Source organism: Leptolyngbya sp. AN10, assembly GCF_050565645.1.
In the GTDB taxonomy this organism is placed as follows: Bacteria; Cyanobacteriota; Cyanobacteriia; order Leptolyngbyales; family Leptolyngbyaceae; genus Leptolyngbya.
The window spans coordinates 447,625-467,637 of the sequence record NZ_JBNXVP010000001.1 but is presented as its reverse complement, the minus strand read 5'-3'; the positions used below and the strand labels follow the sequence as shown (position 1 = coordinate 467,637).

Annotated in this window: 28 protein-coding genes; 2 read left to right on the top strand and 26 right to left on the bottom strand. The window is 43.3% G+C overall.

The window, feature by feature from the left end:
- Nucleotides 1–165: 165 nt before the first annotated feature.
- The 18 genes from ACQ4M5_RS02405 to ACQ4M5_RS02320 all read right to left on the bottom strand — a co-directional run bounded on the left by ACQ4M5_RS02405 (nucleotide 166) and on the right by ACQ4M5_RS02320 (nucleotide 12,062).
- Nucleotides 166–1,272, bottom strand: a complete 1,107-nt coding sequence (locus tag ACQ4M5_RS02405; RefSeq protein ID WP_430674016.1) for a hypothetical protein — start codon at nucleotides 1,270–1,272, stop codon at nucleotides 166–168.
- A 457-nt stretch (nucleotides 1,273–1,729) separates the two neighbouring features.
- Nucleotides 1,730–2,329 (bottom strand): hypothetical protein, encoded by a 600-nt coding sequence (locus ACQ4M5_RS02400; protein WP_430674015.1) that lies wholly within the window; start codon nucleotides 2,327–2,329, stop codon nucleotides 1,730–1,732.
- Between the two features lie 134 nt (nucleotides 2,330–2,463).
- The gene (locus ACQ4M5_RS02395; protein WP_430674014.1) at nucleotides 2,464–2,601 is read right to left on the bottom strand and encodes a hypothetical protein; all 138 of its coding nucleotides are present in this window, start codon (nucleotides 2,599–2,601) and stop codon (nucleotides 2,464–2,466) included.
- Nucleotides 2,602–3,121: 520 nt separating this feature from the next.
- Nucleotides 3,122–3,313 (bottom strand): hypothetical protein, encoded by a 192-nt coding sequence (locus ACQ4M5_RS02390; RefSeq protein ID WP_430674013.1) that lies wholly within the window; start codon nucleotides 3,311–3,313, stop codon nucleotides 3,122–3,124.
- A gap of 362 nt (nucleotides 3,314–3,675) precedes the next feature.
- On the bottom strand, nucleotides 3,676–4,296 hold the full coding sequence (locus ACQ4M5_RS02385) for a hypothetical protein (RefSeq protein WP_430674012.1): 621 nt from the start codon (nucleotides 4,294–4,296) through the stop codon (nucleotides 3,676–3,678).
- Nucleotides 4,297–4,396: 100 nt separating this feature from the next.
- Entirely contained in the window at nucleotides 4,397–4,798 is a 402-nt protein-coding gene (locus ACQ4M5_RS02380; protein ID WP_430674011.1) for a hypothetical protein, read from the bottom strand.
- A 194-nt stretch (nucleotides 4,799–4,992) separates the two neighbouring features.
- Nucleotides 4,993–5,493 (bottom strand): hypothetical protein, encoded by a 501-nt coding sequence (locus ACQ4M5_RS02375; RefSeq protein WP_430674010.1) that lies wholly within the window; start codon nucleotides 5,491–5,493, stop codon nucleotides 4,993–4,995.
- A gap of 12 nt (nucleotides 5,494–5,505) precedes the next feature.
- Nucleotides 5,506–5,943 carry a hypothetical protein gene (locus tag ACQ4M5_RS02370; protein ID WP_430674009.1) on the bottom strand — a complete coding sequence of 146 codons (438 nt, stop codon included), beginning with the start codon at nucleotides 5,941–5,943 and terminating at the stop codon, nucleotides 5,506–5,508.
- Nucleotides 5,944–6,321: 378 nt separating this feature from the next.
- The gene (locus tag ACQ4M5_RS02365; protein ID WP_430674008.1) at nucleotides 6,322–6,789 is read right to left on the bottom strand and encodes a hypothetical protein; all 468 of its coding nucleotides are present in this window, start codon (nucleotides 6,787–6,789) and stop codon (nucleotides 6,322–6,324) included.
- 262 nt (nucleotides 6,790–7,051) lie between these two features.
- Nucleotides 7,052–7,264 carry a hypothetical protein gene (locus ACQ4M5_RS02360; protein ID WP_430674007.1) on the bottom strand — a complete coding sequence of 71 codons (213 nt, stop codon included), beginning with the start codon at nucleotides 7,262–7,264 and terminating at the stop codon, nucleotides 7,052–7,054.
- Between the two features lie 22 nt (nucleotides 7,265–7,286).
- On the bottom strand, nucleotides 7,287–7,865 hold the full coding sequence (locus tag ACQ4M5_RS02355; RefSeq protein WP_430674006.1) for a hypothetical protein: 579 nt from the start codon (nucleotides 7,863–7,865) through the stop codon (nucleotides 7,287–7,289).
- Nucleotides 7,866–7,916: 51 nt separating this feature from the next.
- On the bottom strand, nucleotides 7,917–8,213 hold the full coding sequence (locus ACQ4M5_RS02350; RefSeq protein WP_430674005.1) for a hypothetical protein: 297 nt from the start codon (nucleotides 8,211–8,213) through the stop codon (nucleotides 7,917–7,919).
- A 124-nt stretch (nucleotides 8,214–8,337) separates the two neighbouring features.
- Nucleotides 8,338–9,309 carry a sigma-70 family RNA polymerase sigma factor gene (locus ACQ4M5_RS02345; protein ID WP_430674004.1) on the bottom strand — a complete coding sequence of 324 codons (972 nt, stop codon included), beginning with the start codon at nucleotides 9,307–9,309 and terminating at the stop codon, nucleotides 8,338–8,340.
- Nucleotides 9,310–9,792: 483 nt separating this feature from the next.
- Complete coding sequence (locus tag ACQ4M5_RS02340; protein ID WP_430674003.1) at nucleotides 9,793–10,053, bottom strand: hypothetical protein; 261 nt, start codon at nucleotides 10,051–10,053, stop codon at nucleotides 9,793–9,795.
- A complete protein-coding gene (locus ACQ4M5_RS02335) occupies nucleotides 10,050–10,643 on the bottom strand; it encodes a hypothetical protein (RefSeq protein ID WP_430674002.1) in 594 nt (197 codons plus the stop codon). The genes ACQ4M5_RS02340 and ACQ4M5_RS02335 overlap by 4 nt, the downstream gene beginning before the upstream one ends.
- 69 nt (nucleotides 10,644–10,712) lie before the next feature.
- A complete protein-coding gene (locus ACQ4M5_RS02330) occupies nucleotides 10,713–10,925 on the bottom strand; it encodes a hypothetical protein (protein ID WP_430674001.1) in 213 nt (70 codons plus the stop codon).
- Between the two features lie 233 nt (nucleotides 10,926–11,158).
- Nucleotides 11,159–11,659 carry a hypothetical protein gene (locus tag ACQ4M5_RS02325; protein WP_430674000.1) on the bottom strand — a complete coding sequence of 167 codons (501 nt, stop codon included), beginning with the start codon at nucleotides 11,657–11,659 and terminating at the stop codon, nucleotides 11,159–11,161.
- A 226-nt stretch (nucleotides 11,660–11,885) separates the two neighbouring features.
- Nucleotides 11,886–12,062 (bottom strand): hypothetical protein, encoded by a 177-nt coding sequence (locus ACQ4M5_RS02320; protein ID WP_430673999.1) that lies wholly within the window; start codon nucleotides 12,060–12,062, stop codon nucleotides 11,886–11,888.
- A 216-nt stretch (nucleotides 12,063–12,278) separates the two neighbouring features.
- Here ACQ4M5_RS02320 and ACQ4M5_RS02315 point away from each other — a divergent pair, with 216 nt between their 5' ends.
- Nucleotides 12,279–12,842, top strand: coding sequence for a DUF1997 domain-containing protein (locus tag ACQ4M5_RS02315; RefSeq protein ID WP_430673998.1), 564 nt, complete (start codon nucleotides 12,279–12,281; stop codon nucleotides 12,840–12,842).
- 179 nt (nucleotides 12,843–13,021) lie between these two features.
- Here ACQ4M5_RS02315 and ACQ4M5_RS02310 read toward each other — a convergent pair whose 3' ends face one another.
- From ACQ4M5_RS02310 to ACQ4M5_RS02290, 5 genes are all read right to left on the bottom strand, one after another.
- Nucleotides 13,022–13,201, bottom strand: coding sequence for a hypothetical protein (locus ACQ4M5_RS02310; protein WP_430673997.1), 180 nt, complete (start codon nucleotides 13,199–13,201; stop codon nucleotides 13,022–13,024).
- A gap of 296 nt (nucleotides 13,202–13,497) precedes the next feature.
- A complete protein-coding gene (locus tag ACQ4M5_RS02305) occupies nucleotides 13,498–13,992 on the bottom strand; it encodes a hypothetical protein (RefSeq protein WP_430673996.1) in 495 nt (164 codons plus the stop codon).
- Nucleotides 13,993–14,002: 10 nt separating this feature from the next.
- A complete protein-coding gene (locus ACQ4M5_RS02300) occupies nucleotides 14,003–14,341 on the bottom strand; it encodes a hypothetical protein (protein WP_430673995.1) in 339 nt (112 codons plus the stop codon).
- A 248-nt stretch (nucleotides 14,342–14,589) separates the two neighbouring features.
- Nucleotides 14,590–16,068 (bottom strand): DEAD/DEAH box helicase, encoded by a 1,479-nt coding sequence (locus ACQ4M5_RS02295; protein WP_430673993.1) that lies wholly within the window; start codon nucleotides 16,066–16,068, stop codon nucleotides 14,590–14,592.
- Nucleotides 16,069–16,502: 434 nt separating this feature from the next.
- Nucleotides 16,503–16,754: a hypothetical protein gene (locus ACQ4M5_RS02290; protein ID WP_430673992.1), complete on the bottom strand. Its 252-nt coding sequence runs from the start codon at nucleotides 16,752–16,754 to the stop codon at nucleotides 16,503–16,505.
- Between the two features lie 425 nt (nucleotides 16,755–17,179).
- Here ACQ4M5_RS02290 and ACQ4M5_RS02285 point away from each other — a divergent pair, with 425 nt between their 5' ends.
- The gene (locus ACQ4M5_RS02285; RefSeq protein ID WP_430673991.1) at nucleotides 17,180–17,446 is read left to right on the top strand and encodes a hypothetical protein; all 267 of its coding nucleotides are present in this window, start codon (nucleotides 17,180–17,182) and stop codon (nucleotides 17,444–17,446) included.
- A gap of 186 nt (nucleotides 17,447–17,632) precedes the next feature.
- Here ACQ4M5_RS02285 and ACQ4M5_RS02280 read toward each other — a convergent pair whose 3' ends face one another.
- From ACQ4M5_RS02280 to ACQ4M5_RS02270, 3 genes are all read right to left on the bottom strand, one after another.
- Nucleotides 17,633–17,959, bottom strand: a complete 327-nt coding sequence (locus ACQ4M5_RS02280; RefSeq protein WP_430673990.1) for a hypothetical protein — start codon at nucleotides 17,957–17,959, stop codon at nucleotides 17,633–17,635.
- Between the two features lie 329 nt (nucleotides 17,960–18,288).
- Nucleotides 18,289–18,717 carry a hypothetical protein gene (locus ACQ4M5_RS02275; RefSeq protein WP_430673989.1) on the bottom strand — a complete coding sequence of 143 codons (429 nt, stop codon included), beginning with the start codon at nucleotides 18,715–18,717 and terminating at the stop codon, nucleotides 18,289–18,291.
- A gap of 17 nt (nucleotides 18,718–18,734) precedes the next feature.
- Entirely contained in the window at nucleotides 18,735–19,442 is a 708-nt protein-coding gene (locus tag ACQ4M5_RS02270) for a hypothetical protein (protein ID WP_430673988.1), read from the bottom strand.
- Nucleotides 19,443–20,013: the final 571 nt, after the last annotated feature.

The following is a 20,013-nucleotide window of genomic DNA, read 5'->3' as shown; positions in this document are numbered from 1 at the left end:
GGTAGTGCCTCAATAGCTGTATTCCATAACGCAGGATTGGCTACAACGTAAACCTCGTACCACATATCACCGTTAATAGGAGACTTGTTGTCATTGCTTGGATTAACGATTATTAGGGGGAATGTTTCTATCATTTTCTAGTATTCTGGCAAATTAGTTTTGAAATCACTGATGGTTGACATCTAAATCGTAGTTAGTTGAACCTTCGCTGTTGATTAGCTCCCAATCAAATTCGTAAGTCTGAATCCCGCTTTCTAACTCTGTGAGAATACCGATGTTATTGTCGATTAGCGCTGTTCCAAGTGCGGCACGATCGACGATAACAACACCAGTGGCGTTGGGGTTAGTCGCAACCGACTTTACGGCTTTATCTGCGCTTCCAAGTGTGATAAGAATTCCCCAGGGTGAACTGTGAGAGTTAATCCATTCTCGAAATTCGTGAACTTCAGCAGTTGTTAACGGATTAGTGTTCTGACGCACCCAGAAAGAGCTTCTAGGATGAATCAACGGAAATTTTGTACAGTTGCTCACGCCACGTAACGATTCACGTCCATGTCGGTCGATTCGATCAAATCCAAATAGTTTTAGAATGGCGATTGCCACGGGACTGAATTGTTCAGGAGGTAGTTTAGCAAGGTATTGACATACCTGTTCAGTAAACTTTTCGGTGTATGCCTGCTGTGTTGCTGCTTGATGCTTGAGCAGTTCTATCTTTTCCTTTTTCAATGCCTCAACGTTAGGTCTTAGCGACTCTGTTTGATGTTGCAACACTTTAAGACTAGGATTCAGCAGTTCGTCACTTAGCCAATAGCGTGGTTTATCTGAGTCTTGAATCACAGTGAAATACTCAACTATGACGGGTGCTGGTTGAATATTCCGGCAGTGTCGATTCAATTTGTTCTGGATTTGTTCTAGTGCTGGTGTCTCAGAAGCAAAGCTGTATAACTTCTTCTCGGCAATCGTGGCTCCGATTTCAGCTATGGATAAAGGACTGTTTTTCATTCGCATTGCTGATGCGATCGCTTGAATTAGCGTTAACGTGAGTGGATTTTCTCTTTCCTCATCCAATCGTTCTTTCAAAATATCCGCTAAGGATTGCGGCAATTGCACAATTTTTGTTTGTCGAGTAGCTCTTTCTGCTACTTCTGCGAGGGGTGTCCCTTTTTGTAATTCAGATGTTGCGGCATCAGCAACGGATTTTGGTAAGCGAACGGCTTTTGTCGGTTCTCCCCATTTCTCGGTCCAGCTTGGGTTTCCTCTGGGCTTTTGCATATCGGTTTCCTCGATCGACGTTTGATTGTCGAGACTGATTTGCTAAAGTTTTTCTTCGCGCCAAGTCTCTCCTGCTTCTAAATTCTAGCAGCCGATACAGATGCGGCATCGATCGAAAAACTGACGGAGAGTTCACTTTTGAGCATACATAATACTGCCCGACTGCATCGATTCCGCTGGCTCCCGTGCAATTTTGCTAAACGCTAATATCGAAAATGAAGCGCAGCAATTAGGTTGTAGGAATATGGAAACGACTGATCACAACGGAACACTGGGCATTGAAATGCCCAGTGTTCGTATTTTTGTGCCGCATCCTAGTAAAGGGTCGTAGTTTTAACAGACGGTTTAACCTTGAATTTAGGTGCAAGCCTTGCTCGGTCAAATGGTTGAACTGAATGAGTGTAATTCTTCAAGCCCTAGTTGCATCCATCTGTACAGGTGGGCCGTTGCTTTAGCCTTATTCTAAGGTTGGCGACAGTCCAATCATTTTGCAGAAGAATTGCCCAGCTTGTGAGTTGATGCCGTCATATCGAATGGCGATTGCTCCAACAATTGCTTGATCTAGAGTTTCCCAAGATCGTCCTTGGAACCGTCCGTCAACAATGCTGTAGAAAGCAGATGTATGCTTATCGGTTGCGATGATATGAATTTTTTCTAGACTGTAAATTCTCTGGATTTTGCCGCGAAATGTTGTATCGAAGTCAAGTAGATGTTCAACCAAGTTTGCTTCCGCAAGTTTTCGATAGTTATGAACCAGGCAAGGATGTTTGTTTTCGATCGTGTTGATGACTTCCTGCAAGATGATGCCTGCGTTTGAATCCACATCAATCAAACATTGAACCTGATTGACTTTGGATAAAAAGTTGCTGATATAGGAAAGATCACTTGTTCTTTCCAGCCGCTTGGCATCCTCTATGGTCTCACAGTAAAGTCGGTGATAGTGAAGTGCAATGATTGTTTTTGCAATTGAGCCAGAAGCGGTTGTGCAGTTCCAACTTGCCTGTAGTAACTGAGCTACGGCGGAATGAAGAGATGTTGTGTCTGTAAGTTGAGTCATGGTCAACGTGTAGGAAGGTAGTGTTCTTGCGATTATAGAATTGATTTTTTCTTTAACTTGCGCCAATTAAGAGTCTGAAGTGGGCAAGATTACTTCTGCTACAGCCTGTTCAACAGTAGCGCTTGGGTTGCTGTCTATTGTGGATTTAATTCGACGCGGCGAAAACTTTCAACGAGTGCGTTGAGTCCAGGAGTCTTAAATTGAGGATCGATCTGTTGCATCGTTTCGATCGGAATGCGTCCAGTTTGAGCGACAAACGTTCTGTTGATCATAATATTGGATTAACTCTTGGGATTTTCGGTAATTTCTGTTCTGAATTTACTTCTTAGCTTTCTGCCAATTGCAGATTTCAGGTGTTCCACCATTGGCTGCAGTGCTGCAAATTGGAAATGGTATTCCCACAAATCTTCGAACCCATTCTTTATTGCAGGTTTGACAGACGTACTTTGGAGCTGGGATTGGACTACTGGTCATGGAACCTCCTTAGCAAGGTATTAATAAGCAATTAAATTTACTGACTTCATGGGTTTGAGAGCAGGATAGAGTGATCCGATGCCTAATGCTTTGATTTGATGTTTCCGGCGAACGGTGTTGATCTGCTCGAAAATTTCTGATCCGTAGAGAGACTATCCTTGAAGTAGTGTGAACAAGTCTTCTTCTAGTGCTGAAGGAACAATTGCGCTAACTCGTTGGTTTTTTTGGCATAGATTGTAACCTCGGACTGGCTCAACTTAGACTAATTACAACTTAGAGAAACTCTCTCTTCGGTTTGTCTGTATGCTGAGGAAATTGTCAAGCACTGAGTATTTTGACTTGTTCAACAAGCATTTTGTACTTGAAGCCAATGAGTTCAGAAGCCCTGACCCAAGCCATAACTGCTTGGTATACTTCTGGGTCTGCTGCATTGCTTTCGATTTTTTGAAACAACTCAAAATTCGTAGCTTTCAGGGTCAATGCAATCTCCTGGTAAGGATTCTGGTTCATTGTCGGAGTGGGTTAAGGTCTGGTGTTTCAGTTGCGATGAGAATCTTGTCTTCTATTGCTGTGTGTTTCTATTTAGGCTTCTGCTTTTAAATCTTGAATTTCTTCAATGATTTGATAGATTCAATCTCCCTCTTTCGATTTTCTACGGCAAACTTGCAGTACTGCTTCAAAAAATCCACCGCCTGTGATTCTGCGGCTTTTCTAGAGCCGGAAAACCTTCTTTTGGGTGGAGTCCTAGTTTAAATGCCATTACACCTCCAAACCGCCAGATTCAACCTGATGTACAACGAGAGCGCGATATGAATTTTTCCAACTTCGATGATCTTTTATGTTCCAGCCATTAGTAATGCTCCAGTGAGAATTCACCTTTGTTGCACTAGTACCTGATTGTGGTGATTGCGAATCCAGTTGTGTACTTCTTGAGCAGGGATTGTTCCGCCAGATCGATCGAGTTTTTCATTGAGCCATTCTCGAAGTAGCCCATGTAGTTGCCATGCTGATCGTCGTGAAGTTCCAACTAAGCAGTCAACTGTATCGCGCTTGGCAACTTTTCCAGGTAGATACCAATTTAGAATATCCAAGGCGAAATCCGAAGGTCCACTCCCACTATATCCCCATTCATGTCCACACGTTGAATGAAGGATACAGAATCGGGGAACGTTTGTGAGTGCATTTGCGTTCGCTCCTTCATTCCATCGTTTTGCAATGATGTCGGTTTGAGCGTTAAATTTTCCGTTTTTCCATCCATCGATGAGAGTCCATTGCCCTGTTTCAACTCCCCACTCGTAGTCATTTGGGTTTGATTCAATCCACCGATGTGCTTCTGATAGCCCATACTGGTTTGCAAGTGCTAATGCAATTTGTGCGTTGTGGTTAAAATAACTAACATTTGTGTAGTTAAGGTTCTTCCATAGCTGTTTAAGCTGTGAGTAACTGATTGATGAAATCTTGGCAGTTTTGAGGTACTGGTGTAGGTCTAACATAATTATATGAGATAGGACGTTTGAGACTTGAAATCATTGAACTTTAGTATAAGAAGCTGTAGGAAGAACGAATCTTCTCGTTCTTCCTACAGCTTTGCCTTTACAGCGGAAAAAGGACACACTGTTCAATCTCCTGGCGACCAATAGTTTGCCAGGTGTGATGTAGCACGCGGTTTTCTTGCCACGTTAGGATAACTTGAGAAAATTCTGCTGCAAATTCAGGTGTACCTCGGTAATAGGGGTATTGTTCAATCCACATTAATGTTGCAGGTGCGATTCCGTATTGCTGGCAAACAAGCTCTGCAAGTTTTGGTGCGCTGTTTGTGATGCTCGTTCCGGTGTCGCCTTTAATTGCTGATACGATCACAACCGTTTGTTCGGGATGAGGTCTAAAAATTCTCAGTCGGCAGTAAGACTTCCAGTTTCCGCACTGCCCATTTCCTTTCCAGGTAAAAGTGGTGTCGATATCGGGCGGAGCGCCCATCGGAAATGCGTTATTCATCAGGATTCTTTTAACTTAGAAGTCGTCAATCAACAACCTTTACAACTACACGATTTCCCTCAAGGTTTCAAATCGTTCCCAGTTCTGATAGCTATGAGTAGGACTGCATCTACTGTTTCAGTCAGGATAAAATAGCTAGATTGCCGTTTGAGTGTTGTGCGATTGCGAGGGAGATTTTCATGAATGATTTAGCGCTAGAGAACCAAGTAGGTCAATAAGTCACTCAGCAAGATCAAATTAATGGCAACTAATGTTGTAATTGCCGATGGTTTCCACGGTCCGCCTTGGAGACGTAGCTGGTTTATAAGCCCAAAGAGAATGATCAGACAAGTGATAATGATTGTCCTTGTAAGTGACATTATCTCTGATAGTGAGGATCTTTCCTCATTGGGAACTAAACCATACAAAGGGCGAAACCAAGTAAGTGTCCTAGTTGCAACTCCAAAGGTAATCATACAAACGGCAAAAACTGATAAAATAACAAGCCATTTAGATTGTCTCTTTTCAGTTCGCCAAAACTGTTTGTCCCTAGCTTCTTCTAATAGCTCAATAATCCGGTCTTCCCGTACTAAGGTTTTCATTGCATCCGTCCCTCGAAAAGCAAAGACTTTATCGTTAATAATCTCGGCATCGGAATAGCCGATCGACTCACAAATCCTTGTGACTTCTTCCATCGTTTTTGCGTCAATTTCCATCGGTCACGTTTCTCACTCAATTTCCTTAATTTGCTCAATCTCGAACGCTGATTGCTTAGCTGAATTGGCTGAAGCGACTTCCTTCACGGTTAACATCTTGTGAAAAGATATGCTCCGGCGCGGTAGCGTGAGCTTGCCACGGAGCTTTACTTCCCATTCACCCGCAGGCAAGCCTTGAGTATTCACCTGAATCCGATCCAGAGCAAATACACATTCCTTGCAGTCGTTAAATTGTTGCTGTAAGGATTTCTCTATCTGCGATCGATACACGGCATTGACCTTCGGTGGCAAGCTCTTTATCCATGCACTCGGTTGAGTTGGGAAAGTTGCCTGAATAAACTGAATTACAGCTTGGTCTCGTTCAGGCGACGCGCTCTCTATCGGGATGGACTGGCAAGCATTCAGCATTAGAGTGATACTCAGAACAATCGCGGGGATAGCTTGTTTCATCGATTCTTTCCTCTTCTTAGGTCCTGGTGAAAATAACTTGCACAAGTTTGATGATGTAGAACGTTATGTAAATCGTACAAGTTATTTCGTTACGCCCCCTTAGTAGTGTGTGCTGCCTCCGTTTAAGAATCGACCAAGATTTTCCAGTGATAGGACTTCAGATCGAGATAGTTTAGTTATGCTTTTACAGGACTTGAAATCTGTTTAGGCATTTGTGGCAAGTTGGCGGAAGCCAATCTGTCATATTGCAGTATAGTTCCGTTTTGCATAAGCCACTTTAAGACATGATTTTATCCAGTCTATTTTGAAACTGAGGAGCAATCATGTTGATCTAAAGCCTTAGAGTGTTTTTGTCTATAAGCGTCATGACTTGGTGAGCTATTGCAGGCTCTGTATCACTTCAGACAGATCAAGGTAAACTAACCCGAAGTATGTACAGCCTTTGTGAAACATTGATGCGATCGCGCAATCGTGTCCTTCTTCGGCTCGAAATAATGAAATTATCGACATTTCGCGAATTCTGAGTGTTGTCTTGATAGGGGGAGTAAACGAAAGCTGCTCTGCTCCCATAAAATTCCACACAGCGATTGCTGATTCGCATTGATACTCATCGGATTGTTGAAATAGATGCAAATTGCCGAGCGAATGTAGATAGAATTCGGTTGGATTGCGAATCGCTTTGATTAGTTCATCAGCTTCGTTGCTGTCCTCGTACAAATGAAGTTTTCCGACTTTCTCAATGATCAAACGTACGGCATCAATTCGTCTTTCTGGTTTTTTTCTCTGAGATTCCAAGGCTTTATTGATGTGAAGGAGTAATCGTAAATTTTGAGAAGAAAAAATCATTGACGTAATGGTTCTGATTTTCTCCATTTTCGATCCAGTCTAGTGTAGCCCTCTTGGTTTGTGTTCTTTTCTCAAGAGGGTTTTGATGATCATTGAATGATTGGAAGTAAAGTCTATTTGTGGAGATCTACGCTCCGATAAAAAATATCCTTTTTTATTGCCAAGCTTGGTCTTTTTATAGACATCCCCCCCTAGCTACAGTCTTGTAGTTGATAAACCCCTGTGTGTTCACTCAGGTTAGCAATCGCTCCGAGCAACACTGTCAGATTACTCGGAGCGTCGAGTTAGGTTTGCGCGGTTTTGCTCCAACTTGATCGAATGAGTAGTCTAGAACTTCGTTTCCTCGCTGAACCCATAAGTGGATGTCAGAAAAGTCAAAGCCAAGATCAGAGTCTCGCCAATCTAGGTCGATACTTTTAGTGCTGCATCTTCGTTTGACGATTTCCGTGAGCCAGTTGGGAATTAATTGTTGCATAGCAAAAGCAGGCTAACGGTGGTTATTTTGACACTTGCTCACTGATAAGACGGGTATCAGGTCTGGGGTCGAGTAGCGTTTTGGCAAGTTGAGACGGATCACTTTTTCCATCCCATTGGTGGATTTCATGGCTTTGACAGGAGTTTAATTGTAGGGCTAACAAGCAGGAATTTATGAGGCTGAGTGCATCCCACTCGCTGTTGAATGATTGTCCATCCCAATCGTTTCCCGTAATGGCAATCTCAGTGGGGCTGATTTGAGTTATCGCTTCGCCGCATTTGTACTCAATAACTTGGGTGGCGAGGTTGACTGAAATTCTGCTGGAATGGTGAATCTGCGAAGTTATCCTTTGAGTTTTATCTTCTAATGTTTCAATCCAGCATTGACAAAGCCAGCTTTCCAGAATTATGGTTTGTTCTTCGATTCGGATGGCGCATAAATTGAAGGCAATCTGCGGAATTCCTGTCTGCAGGTTTCGTCTGATTTCAATCCGCGTTCCTTTGGAAAATAGGCTCTGGCTTTCTTGCAGAATTATTTTATAGGTTTGCTCCAATGCTGGTTTTACTTCTTCGCTTAAAGCGGTTCTTGTAAGTCTCATCATTGTTAATTGAGGTGTAAGGTGGACTGTGATTTAGCAATTGTTCGTCTTTCTTCAGTAGCATTCAGTCTGAATGCGTTGTTCTTCAGGCGTAAGGTTTCGGTATTTTGGGCAAATTGTGGCGAAGTCAAATCCGACTTCGCCGATGAAGCGATCGAATGCCTCAACTCGCAATTGCCCTTCTTTATCTTGATAGCTACATCCCCATTCGTATTCACGGGGTTCGTTCCACCTATCTCCAGTTGCACTTGCTGAACCATGGGCGCAGTTTAAGCAACTTTTACGATTTTGATTGAAGTGGAATCGCAGCCAGAACCATAGGATTAATAGCTTAATCTGAACTTTGTGCATCCCAATCGTTTCCTGATGAATTTGTGCGATTATTTCGAGCTGGGGCTATTTACGCTGTTTTTCAGCCAGAGGCAACGTGCCTTCGGAAAAATATAGAAACCTTGGTTCAATCATCGCATCTACCTTAATCCATCCAATCTTTTAATAGTGCTCGACGACGAGGATGCCGCAGGGTTCTCAGGGCTTTTGCTTGAATTTGTCGCACCCGCTCCCGAGACAAGTCATAAATTTGACCAATTTCGCTTAAAGTATGTTGCTGACCATCGATTAAGCCAAATCGTAGTTTGATAATCTCACGCTCTCGATCATCCAATTGGTCTAATACAGAATTGAGACGGTCTCTTAACAAAACCAAATCTGAATGTTCGGTCGGAGCAACGGTTTCTGAATCTACCACATCGATGAGTTCCGTATCTTCGTCCTTGCCGATGCGACGATTGAGTGACAGAGATTGCTGCTTTACGGAAAGCATTTGCTCTAATTTGTTCTCGTCAACATCCATCGCAGCGGCTAGCTCTTGCTTCGTGGGTTTGCGACCGAGGTTTTGAGAAAGTGCTTGCCGAACTTTACTTAATTGATTGAGTTTTTCGCCTAGGTGAACGGGAAGACGAATTGTTCTCGCTTGAGACGCGATCGCGCGTGTAATCCCTTGGCGAATCCACCAGTAGGCGTAAGTTGAAAATTTATAGCCGCGTTCGTGTTCGAACTTTTCGGCAGCTCTCATTAGACCCATCGTACCTTCTTGAATCAGGTCGAGAAAGGGAACGCCGCGATTCAGGTATTTCTTAGCAATTGATACCACTAACCGCAAATTTGATCTTACTAGTTTCCGTTTTGCCCGTTCTCCAGCACTGCCACCTTTGGCAATTTCTCTGGATAGTTCAATTTCTTGTGCCTGAGTGAGGAGTGGGTAACGCCCCATTTCTGCTAGAAATACTTTTACTGAATCAGATGATTCTCCTACTTCTTTGGCTAACTGCTTTTTCAGCGAAGCGATGTCTACTTCATTTTTACTATCTATCGGTAAGCCCTCTGCAATGTTAATGACATCCTCAAGGGCTTCGTTAAATTCAGGTTGAAAGACGGGATTTTTCATCGGTAAAGTTGTTGTGTTGAAAGGACAATGTCGCAAAGGGGAAATCAGAATGGCAGCGAGATAAGCAAAAGGGACTCGTTGTCTTGATTCGGGTTTATGTTGATCGCCTAGAGATGCGATATTATTTGGATAAAAGCAATCTGAAGTAACCAGAAGTGAGAAGACCCGGCTCTGAATATCAATGAATGCTGAAGACTACTGCATCTTCAGTTGTCCTACCTAAACATTTTGGTGACATCTGAAGGATCGTGTCTTGCAGCATCGGTGATTGGATCAATTATTCCAGTCTAGGTTAGAAAACGATCTACATAGAAGTCAGCTTGTATCCGATTCTTTAGGAAGGTTTGGAGTAGTGCCTTATTGCTCTGTGTTAGAGCGAGAAATTGCCAAATGAAGTAAACCATTTCAGATGGAGTGAACAGCCTTGAGAATTTTGATATCAGGCTGTTTTAATCAGCAGGATGCGGTCTGAAGACCATTTTCTTAGGCGGTTAGCACAACCGCTTTAAATCCACCTGTGATGGCTGTAGAAACGATTAATTCTAATTCAGAATTATCTGAACCTCCGGCTTGTGTTAGGTTACTTCCAATACAATCTAAATCTAACAAAACCGTTTCATCTCCGGTTGCATCTGCATACTGTTCAGCCAGATCTAACAGGTTGGTTGTGCATCCCATAACATAAAGGACGTTAACAGACTGAGTCGTGAGTCCTAGATTGGAAAAGTTAGGTGTGGAATTCATGAGGGCTGCTCTTTTTCTGAGTGTTCGATTGCGTCTTGCAAAACTTCGATCGCATCTTTGTGGTAGCGATTTCGACTGTCCACATGCTGAATGACTCGAAAGGCAGCATGGTTGAGTTCTACGTCACTTAAGTGACACAAACGTGCCAACAGATGAGGATCATCTAGTGTCTCTTCAAAGTAATCACGTAGTCTAGGTGCTGCATAGTTGATGGTTAACCATTCAGGGTTGAGCCAGTCAGGTTTTGTTTCAGAATGAGCAGTTTCACTTTCATCGTCAACCACATTTGGAAACTCAGTCGGTGTGCCCCATTCTGGGACGCAATCGGGTGGAACTTCTTGCCAACGATCTCCCCATCGAATTTCTCGCATTACCTGCTCGACGCTAATGTCTTCGCATTCTGAGATCGTTCTAACGAGTTTTTCAATTGAGCTAATTCGGTGTTGAGCTATTGGAAAATAGTAGCTTGTACGAATTGTGAAAATGTTTTGATCTAGCTCGTTCAGCATTGCCTCAATATCCTGCAATGCGAGTCGACAGATTTGACTAATCTGCCCGGTGAGCGACAAACTGAGATTTTTTATGCTCATGAGATTGAAAGGAATTGTCATCATTTGTGGTCTTTGAACAGAGTCATTTGTGCGGACTGAATTTCCCTTTTATTCAAGATCGCAGTTTAACTGCCATCCGGGAAATTCTTTAGCAATTGTTTCAGCAGCAGAAATCGCGACTCCTTTGCCCATTTCTACAGCGAACAATGCACGAGGGCTTAGATTTGTTGCATTTGGCATTTGTGCTGATAGAACAAAATAGCCTTCATAAATGCCACTGCCCTCCGAGAGTACAAAAACGGTTAAATTTGATTGAGACATGAAGGTTTGAGCCTTGATAGACTTAATAGGTGGAAGCTAGGGCGATACGACAAGCTGAAGCCTGATCAGCCAAGAGGTCGATTTTATCGATTCCTCTTGCACTTTCTTGAGTTGTCCGTGCGTTTCAAGCTTTTCACTTCCTAGTGTGCTTTTCAGCCACTGTGTGACATGAACTTCAGAGGACTTATTAGCTTCTTGAGAAAACAACCTCTGAGTGTTTCTGCTAAACTTGCCTAGCTCTGATAATCGTGCTGTGTTAACTGTCCACTCACACGATAGTAATGTTCGAGTCGAGATCGATCAAATCGAATCCAATCTTGATCCTTGATTTGAGTGCTGTCTTCTTGTGAATGCCACTCGTATTCGACCAGTCGATATTCGCCGTTGCTAAATTCAAATGTCGAGTCGGACTGGTTAAAAGGAATTCCGGTCCACTGTTGTCCAACATCGGAATCTAGATATGTACAGGCGATCGCATAGGCATAATCATCATCGCTTACTGTTTTTGGACAGAAGAAATAAACCGATTGTGGGTATTGGTGTTCACCATCGGTAATACTGACTTCTAGATAGTAAACAAATCCTTCTTCTTGCTCAATAATCGGCGGGTTGGGTTGATTTTGAAACGCTGCAATTTGAGCGGTGAGGAATTGCTTAATATCGGTCGGATCTGGAGGTGCATTTGCAATCAAAAAATCAACAAATTGTTGGGTCTGAGAATTATTAAGGGGCACGGTTGAATCTTTTATGGATTGGGTGAACTGGAATTGCTTGCAACTCCTTGAGTTTGAGGCTTTAGAGGAACTGATTTTTCTCAAACTCTTCCGGCTGGTAGATTTTTCAGTGCGGGCGGGCACTAGCAAATCTTCGTTTAGTGAGATTGAAATTGATAAACGCTGTGACACGATAGGTATAAAACAATGACGGTAGTCGTAACCTGCGGTGTGATTTTCAAGGTAATCATGCAGTCACTAATGCATTACTAACGTCGCTTAGAAACACCAATCTTCCAGCAATCAGGTTTAGTGGAAACACTAAACTTACGAGTAACCAGTAGTTTTGTTGAGCGCTTTGTTCTTGAAGAATCGAACCCAGCAGAATGTTCCGAAAGGTGTGCTGGTCTGGAAGGGTGTCCATTTTTTGTTGTCATTGATTTCTTCTGATGAGTACGAAGCATTCTCAACCTTTGTCTTTTTCAGGGTCTCTCCGCTTACGTTCTGCTTTAATTCTGTGCTTTAAAGCATTAATTCTAAGCTGGATTTGGCTAGGATCTGGATTTTGTATTGGGCAAAAGGTTGCTCCTTCTTTTTTTGATTCACCTTCTTTTATCGAACAATTTCCGGTGGAAAACTAATGGCTGACGTTATCTATGAATTTAATGAACACTACACTGGTTTAACGCCGATGCACGGCTCGTTGGATGCGGTTGCCGCGTATCTCGCAAATCATCAGGAATGGTTTAGTCGCTGTGCAGCTCCAATGAGGACCGAACCATTGGGCGCTAATGGCTACGTTCTCACGATTGGGCAGTATCGTTTTTTCGGATACGCAATTGAACCAAAAATTGGCTTAACGCTGATTGTTCAGTCTGCTCAGAAATACCGAATTGAAACGGTAGAGATTCCAGGGCATTCTCCTGAATATGCTGTGGATTTTTGCTCGAATATGATCCTGGCTGAAACTCTTGACCGGGGGCGCGTTATTACTTCAATCTGCTGGTCGTTGTCGCTTGGCATTGTCGTGCGGTTTCCTGATTGGATGCGAAGATTTCCGCAAGTGATTGTGCATAAGACGGCTAGTCGATTACTTACAGAAACTGTTCGTTTTGTATCGTGCTGTCTCGAGAAGAAGATTCAGGCAGATTTCAGCCGGGTTTGCGCGTCAGGACTTAATCAACCGACTGAACTGTGCCAGTAATTCGTTCTCTTTACATTGCCAAACTTGACAATGAGAATGAGTTCGGCGATTTCTACATACAGTGAAAAACTCAATCAATCTCCATCGGATTGCAATTAGTGCTTTGTCAAGGCGTGCATTATCAACTCAGAACGCTGAGTTATCTAATATTTTGTTGCCTAAGTGACACCCTAAATTTGCTATTTTCGCTTTATTGAGACGGCGAGTCCTACAATGCTGTAGCTTAGTCCTGCTAGGATTAATCCATTTGCAGCAAGTTCGTACATCGGGTCAATTATCTGCAGTACTCCACCTGATGTAATTGTGGTCATTACCCACTGTACCGAGTGTGGATATGCTTCTGAAAGCGTCTTTCCCATAGCAATTCCTTCGTTGTGATCGATTTTGGTTAAGACCCAAGCGTTTTTTGATGTTTTAGAATCAGATGTATCTCGTGGCAATTTGTGCGCCAACTTTCAAGAGGAGTTGTATTCGGTGCTGCTCGAACCGTCATAGCCGCTTTGAGGTAACATACAAGTTCCAGCAGGTCTTGGACATTTTACTGCTGTTCATGAATTTCCTTTGCCTTTTTCAATGCTTCATCTACGGGTTTGGGGAAATGATGTCGGGATGCTATTAATTCATTGTGTTCTCCTCTTTTAATGTGTTTGATCTTCTAACTATCTTGAACTTTGTCCAAGACTTCAATCCCGTAGTAAGTAAGGCAGTGCTTGATGACTTGAGCAATCCGGTTTGCTGTGTTTTCAAAGACCTCAGTGATAATGTAGCGGTGGGTAGGCTGCTCTAGGCTACTTTCAATTTCGATAATGTAGCCATCTTCTATAACTTCATCTTCTAGTTTGTCTAGATCAATTTTGCAGAGGTCGAAAACAGACAGGGTAACTTGCTGAATTTCTGCTAATTTTAGAGTTTTGCCGATCGTGGTAGCCCAGTCCCATTCAGAATGAATGGTTTCTCCTCCTAGCTGTGCGATTGATGGCATGACCGTTCCCCGCTTTTGGCAGATTAATTCGGGCGTTTGGTTGGTTGCTTTTGCTAGCGCAATATATGCTTGAGTCATTGCCGGAATAATGAGTTCATCATCACGATTTGCTTCAAGGCATAAGAGCGTTTCGGATAGTGCTGCCGTTAAATAGTCAGAGTTGTGCATAAGGAATGAGTTACCAATCGAATGTTGGAAGCGCAGAGATAACGGGATTGTTCATGTCTAAATGAATCCAATGACAGCCTTGAGCGGCAGCGAACTTTAGTAGTTCGATGAATGTCGTGCTATGTCCATACCCAATGATTTTTGATTCATCGAGGTGGATTAATCCTTCTTCGTTAAGTCCTGTCCAAATAATGAATTCATAACCACTTTCACAAACGGTGCATGGATGGTCTTCATTTAACCCAGCACCAAACAATAGGCTATCGTCTTGCTGACTGATGTGATGTTTTGCTGCTTTTAAAACTGACTGGATCTTTAATGCTTGAGTTTCACTTTCGGGAGTCGTCATGTCTTTTAGTTTTTAGAGGAAGTCACTTGGTTTTTCTTGAGTTTGAACCACTGTAATTCAGAAGTATTGACATTCTGTTAACTTAGGGTTCAAATCGTTTTACTGCTAATTTTAGATTTCTCAAATCTGTATTTGATGAAGAAACTTTTCAAGCAGATTGACACTATTCGCATACTTCATGAACGTAGGAGCAAAGTGTGCAGGACTGTCAGTGTTTGAAGCTGTCCACTTTGCTTTAATCGTAATGATTAATGATCATGATTTTGGGACGATTGCTTTTGAGAAATATTTTCCACGGGGCTATTTGTGAGTTGCTGCTGTGCTCGAAGCAGCTGTGCAACTGTTTCCAATGAAAGATGAGAGAGTTTTGCTAAGTCACGAACTTGTTGGGCAAGCGCTAACTCCTGCGTCGAGAATTCTCCGCCTGGAAGTAGTGTTAGTCCCGCGATCGCTTCGGCACTTAATGGCAGAAGCCATTGTGTTGCGACTCCAGGCGTTCGTTGTGTTGCGACTGAAGCGACGTTTGGTAAGACGTGGCGACGATCTTTGGCAATCTCGCGTGCATAACGCAACAGCATTGGATGTTGAGGCAGATACAGGTAGCTGCTTTGATCATTCAGTCCATCTAGCACCCGAATCAATCGACCGACCACTTGTCGGAAAAAGAGTTCGGTTCTCACATTGGTCGCGAAGATGCCAATTCGCAAACGTGGAATGTCTACGCCTTCAGTGACCATTCGCACAGCGACCATCCACGGATCACGACTGGTGCGAAATTGCGCAATCGCGGATTGTGAGGTCTCGATCTCTGAAATTACCAGAACGGGTGGCACTCCTACAATTTCTGCAAGGATTTCGGCAATCCATCGAGCATGAGCTTGATCCTTGGCAATGACCAAAGCTCCAGCATCCGTCTGAAACTGCCGCAATTCTTGTAAGCGATCGTGGGCATCCTGCAGTATTGTTCTGATCCAATCCTCGCTTCCGATCGCCGCATTCAACTGTTGAGCGGCAGCGGTCTGGTTTAACGATTCTCCAAATGTGGCACTAAATTCTTGTTCTCCCATTTGCCATCGTGTGGAGCCACCATAAGAGGGAAAATAAATCGGGGCGACAATGCCTGCTTTCAATGCCTCATCATAACCATAGGTGAAGTCGGCTTGCCCGGTACGATTGTGGTATCGCACATAGGGAATTGGAGCATCGTCATGTCGAAATGGCGTTCCGCTTAACAGTAGCCGCTTGTGAACGTCGCGCATAGCAATTCTCACAGCATCTCCCCACGATCTGCTTTCTGCGAGGTGGTGACACTCTTCTAGAACAACGAGGGTGCGCCGATGTCCTTGCACAACCCGATGAACCGCCTCTGCCATTCCGGGGGTCATAAGTTGTTGATAAGTTACAACAAATCCATCTTTTTCGATCTGCCCTTTGCTGCCTGCGCGTTGGATGGTCGTGTCCAGAATCAGATTAAGTTTGCCAAATTCCTCGATCCACTGCGCCCTTAAGTGGTCTGAATGTACAACGATCACAACTTGACGCACGATCCCAAGTTTGAGTAAGGCATGACTGACTAACGCTGCAAAAATGGTTTTACCTGCGCCAGGACAAACGCAGGTAAGAAAGTTTTTTGGAATTTCGCGCAGGTAAAGATCGAGTGCTAATCGCTGCCACTCGCGGGGTTCGTGATTGAGTCCGAGGTCCTTGAGTTCCGAAAAAATGTCCATAGAATTATTGTAGAAGCCTCAATCTTCTTGAACTGCTTGCTTTTCATAAAGCTTCTGCCTGTGCTGTAATTCCTCATAGAACATTGAGCGAAGTGTATCAGGAGTAATGCGACATTAACTGCCGTAGCGCAAAATTAACCGTTTGATCCAAAATAGCGAGGAGCTGCGCCATACCACTTGACGAATACCGTCCTCTTTCCAAACTTCTTGGCTGATAATATCGCGACCCGGTCGGGGGTATAGTTCAACGCCAAACGCTCCGAAGTTCCAGTGCCGATGACTTGAAGTCTTAACTTGTGCTACCGAATTGATTGAATTGGAATTACCATACCAATGAGATCGAGTGAAAATGATCGATTGTGGACTAGTTCAGGCAAGTTGGGATCTTTAACACTGCAAAGTCAGTACAAATACACTAAAAATCGAATTCCTTATCAATCTGAAGGGTTATCCTCGCTATCGTCAGCTCCATTGTCCTCGTTTGGGTTAACGCAAGGAATAAGATTTAGGATTTCACACGCTTCAAGATAAACTGTAGCGAGATCGATCCATTCTGAGTCACCGATTGGAAATGGACAACCCTTCCTATCATAGGCAATTCCCCCTGCGTCGTTGATGGTTTCGACAAATGTTTGTAATACAGCTTCTGCGCTTAGCTTTGTTTCAGGACAAGAGTAGTCAAACATGGAAGAGGACTCCTGGTTAAATTGGGTTTGATTAAGACTTGAGTCTGAACAGGATTTGAGCCTCTAGACATTGATCAAACAGGACGAGAAATGAATTGGAGTTGACGGTGGCGGCAAGTTCTATAATTCGCCACTCGTGTTCGTTTTGGAATTGGACAATTTTTGATCTTAAAGTCGCGATCGCGACATACCGTCCAAATAGTAAATGCCATACTCGCTAGTTTGCGGAACTGTATGACGGGATGCTGCTGGATCGTACGACGAAGTTGACGTATTACTGTTTTTATCTTAAGACCTAAGATTACGTTGGTGCGTTTCTTTCAGGTAAGCTTGATACGATGATTTAGCGAGCTGATATTCTCGTTTTAGGTTTGCGTAAGCTCGATAGGCAAACTCCCGCTCTGTTTGTTCAAGAACGGTAACTTTTGTTTCGATACCTGATGTTGTCCACTGGAACGCAAGAGAAAGTTTTGCTGCATGAATACTTTTTGCGAGGATATCGGCTTGAGGCAACTCAACTGTACAAAGAGTATCTTCAATTTGTACAACTGTTTTGCAAGTGTTTACCCAGTGGGATCGATTTTCAGACAGCAACTCTCGATGAACGCAACGCACGAAATGATCGCCCATTGGGAGTGAAACCAGGATGGGTGACACTGATGCGTCCGGCAGACTTGTGCATCGCTCGATAAAGTTGCGATGCACAAAATAACGGGTGTTGAGTTGCGCTGCTTTGAACAGATCCCTATGCCACTCTTCCTTGAGCCTGGTTTGCCCATGTTCGGAGACGATTTTGAATCTTTCTGAAATGGATTGATCATGCCAAGACATACTGACCTCTGTTTATAAGACGTGCCTGATTCACGGCTTGTGATTTGTTAAAAGGCAAGGTGCGAATAATCTTCTAACTCCAGAGCTTCCGCAAACATCTCCAAGCCTTGTTCCCTCATCTGCTCGATCGCTTTCTGTTCTGCTTCTCGTACACAAGCGTCATAGATAGTTCGGGCTTTATCGCACTGCTTTATCTGGTTTTCCCAGAACTGCTGGTCATTTTCATGCTGGTTTGTGCCTGCTTCGTACGGATTGATTTTCTTTTCATGTTCGTAGGCAACTCTGAGATCCGAAACTGCTGAACGAAAATCGCTGTAGTTGCCTTGGTAAAGGTTGTTACTGATTTTGTTAATGATCGAGTTATGAGCGTTCATTGGTCAATCTTTTTTACTCTCTGATTTGGGGTTATGAAGACGGATACCGGATGTTTTGATCTGGTTTATCCAGGTTGTTGTCGTCTTGATTCCGTGTTGATAGATCACAGCTTCAGATTCAGGCATCATTGACAGATCTGCTTCTAATGCTTGCCAATATAGAATTGGGTCAATTGGGATGGCGCATAAACGTGATATTTCTTGAAAGCTGAACAAATCCTATTAAGATCGTGACTTTCAGAGCGATTGCACCTTGCTTAAGGGTGTTTCTGGCGTAACGAGGTTTTATCCAGGAATAAATCAAGACTCCGATTTACTCCTTTTTGCCGTTACTCGATATACGTAATGTTTCCGATTTCTCCTGTACGTAACTCGTAGCCTTTTCCTCGTGCCCATCGGGTGTAAATTTCTCGGTGCGGGTTTTCGATTTGATCGAGTCGGTAGGCGTGATGTGGTTCTCCGTTAACGAAGTAAAGAAATGAGACCCAGGAATACTCTTCATGACTTAGAAAATACATACCAGGAGCAACCTGCTCGCAATCATTAATTTCTTGATCTGGATTTACACGCACATACTCTGTAATCCATTCTTGTTTTGCTTGTTCTAGATCTGGATTAGGATTTTGTAATTCTTTGATGCGTTGATTTGCGCTATCTTGATAGTATTTTGTAATTAAGTCACGCACTCCAGGAATCTCAAGCAGATCTTCGATCGTTGCGGATCTAATGATTTCCAGAAGGATTTGGTCATAGTCCATAATAGAGCGCCTCTTTCTTAATTGTTTGGTTCTTGTGTCTTGAGAAGCTGATCGAAACAACAGAGTAGATCGGCTTGTGCTTTTGGATCTTTTGCTGCTTCTGCAAGTGGAACTAAGACCTTGTCGTTCTCAGACAGTTTGGTTTGCGGGGATTGAATCACTGCTTTTACCTGCTCGGTTTCATATAATTCGAGTGCGTTTTTCAAGATATGCTCGTAAACGTTTAGTTGAACGATTTCTGGAGCAATCTGATGCAGGCGGTAGACTCCAATATTGCGGTCTATCTTGTAATTGGGTTCAACATAGTTGTCCATTTCCCGAACAATCTCGGAAATTGCATCCTTGAAGTTGCTATGAGCAGCCCGGACGCTATTATCAAATGCGCTGCTTGATAGAACTTCAAATTCAGCAGTAGTAGTGTTGATGACTATGTATCCAGGTTCAAGAACTGCTTTTGTTTCTTGGTCGAGCAGGGCATTAACGTCAACTGCCAAGTTTTCAATCTGATGATCAATCCGTTGACGCTGCTGTTCGAGAATATGCGTTAACTCTTGAAGAAGTTCAATCTTGCTTGCTGGATTTCTTGATGTATTCGCAAGCCAGTTGAGGGAATCTCGGTCTCTCCAAATACCGGCATCTGCTTGCTTAATTGTTTCAATTAGGGTGTCGATGTTGAAATAGCGCAGTGCTTCGCGTAGGCGACTAGAGAAAATAGGGTTTTGCATAAGTAAGGAGACCTAACTTGTTGTCTTGATGATAGTGTTTATTGTTGGACCGAGAAGACGTTTGAAGCTGGAGTGAGGTTGCCTCGGCATTCTAGGTCGCTTTTTGTTGTTCGCTGGAACTTCTTGAGCGCATATTGAACCTCAGGGTGAGCGTAATTGATTCCTGGTTGAGGATAATTTTGGGGATCGGATCGAATGTTTCGGGCATTACATTGGTTGCGATCGCTGTTTGTGGATCTTTTAGCAAGGCGGCGGTGTGTATTGAGTTCTATGAAGTTGTGCGATTATCTCGATCTAGGGAGCTTTTCTATGAGGCATTTTTAAGATAGTCAAATTAGTATGCCTTCAACAGCGGTAGCTGTTAGGTTGTTCGCTCTCGTTCTATGTTGGTTCGCGATCAGCTTAAGTGGCTATTTAGCGCTACGTGAACACTTCATGATGGAAAACGTTCGGTCGTTCTCAATTTTGAAATTCCTTGTTAGTAGTGTGAAATTCTTTGTCAGTAGGTATAGATCGAAGTACTGAAACGTAGACTCTGTTTCATGTTTGCTCAATTTGTACGAATTCGGGA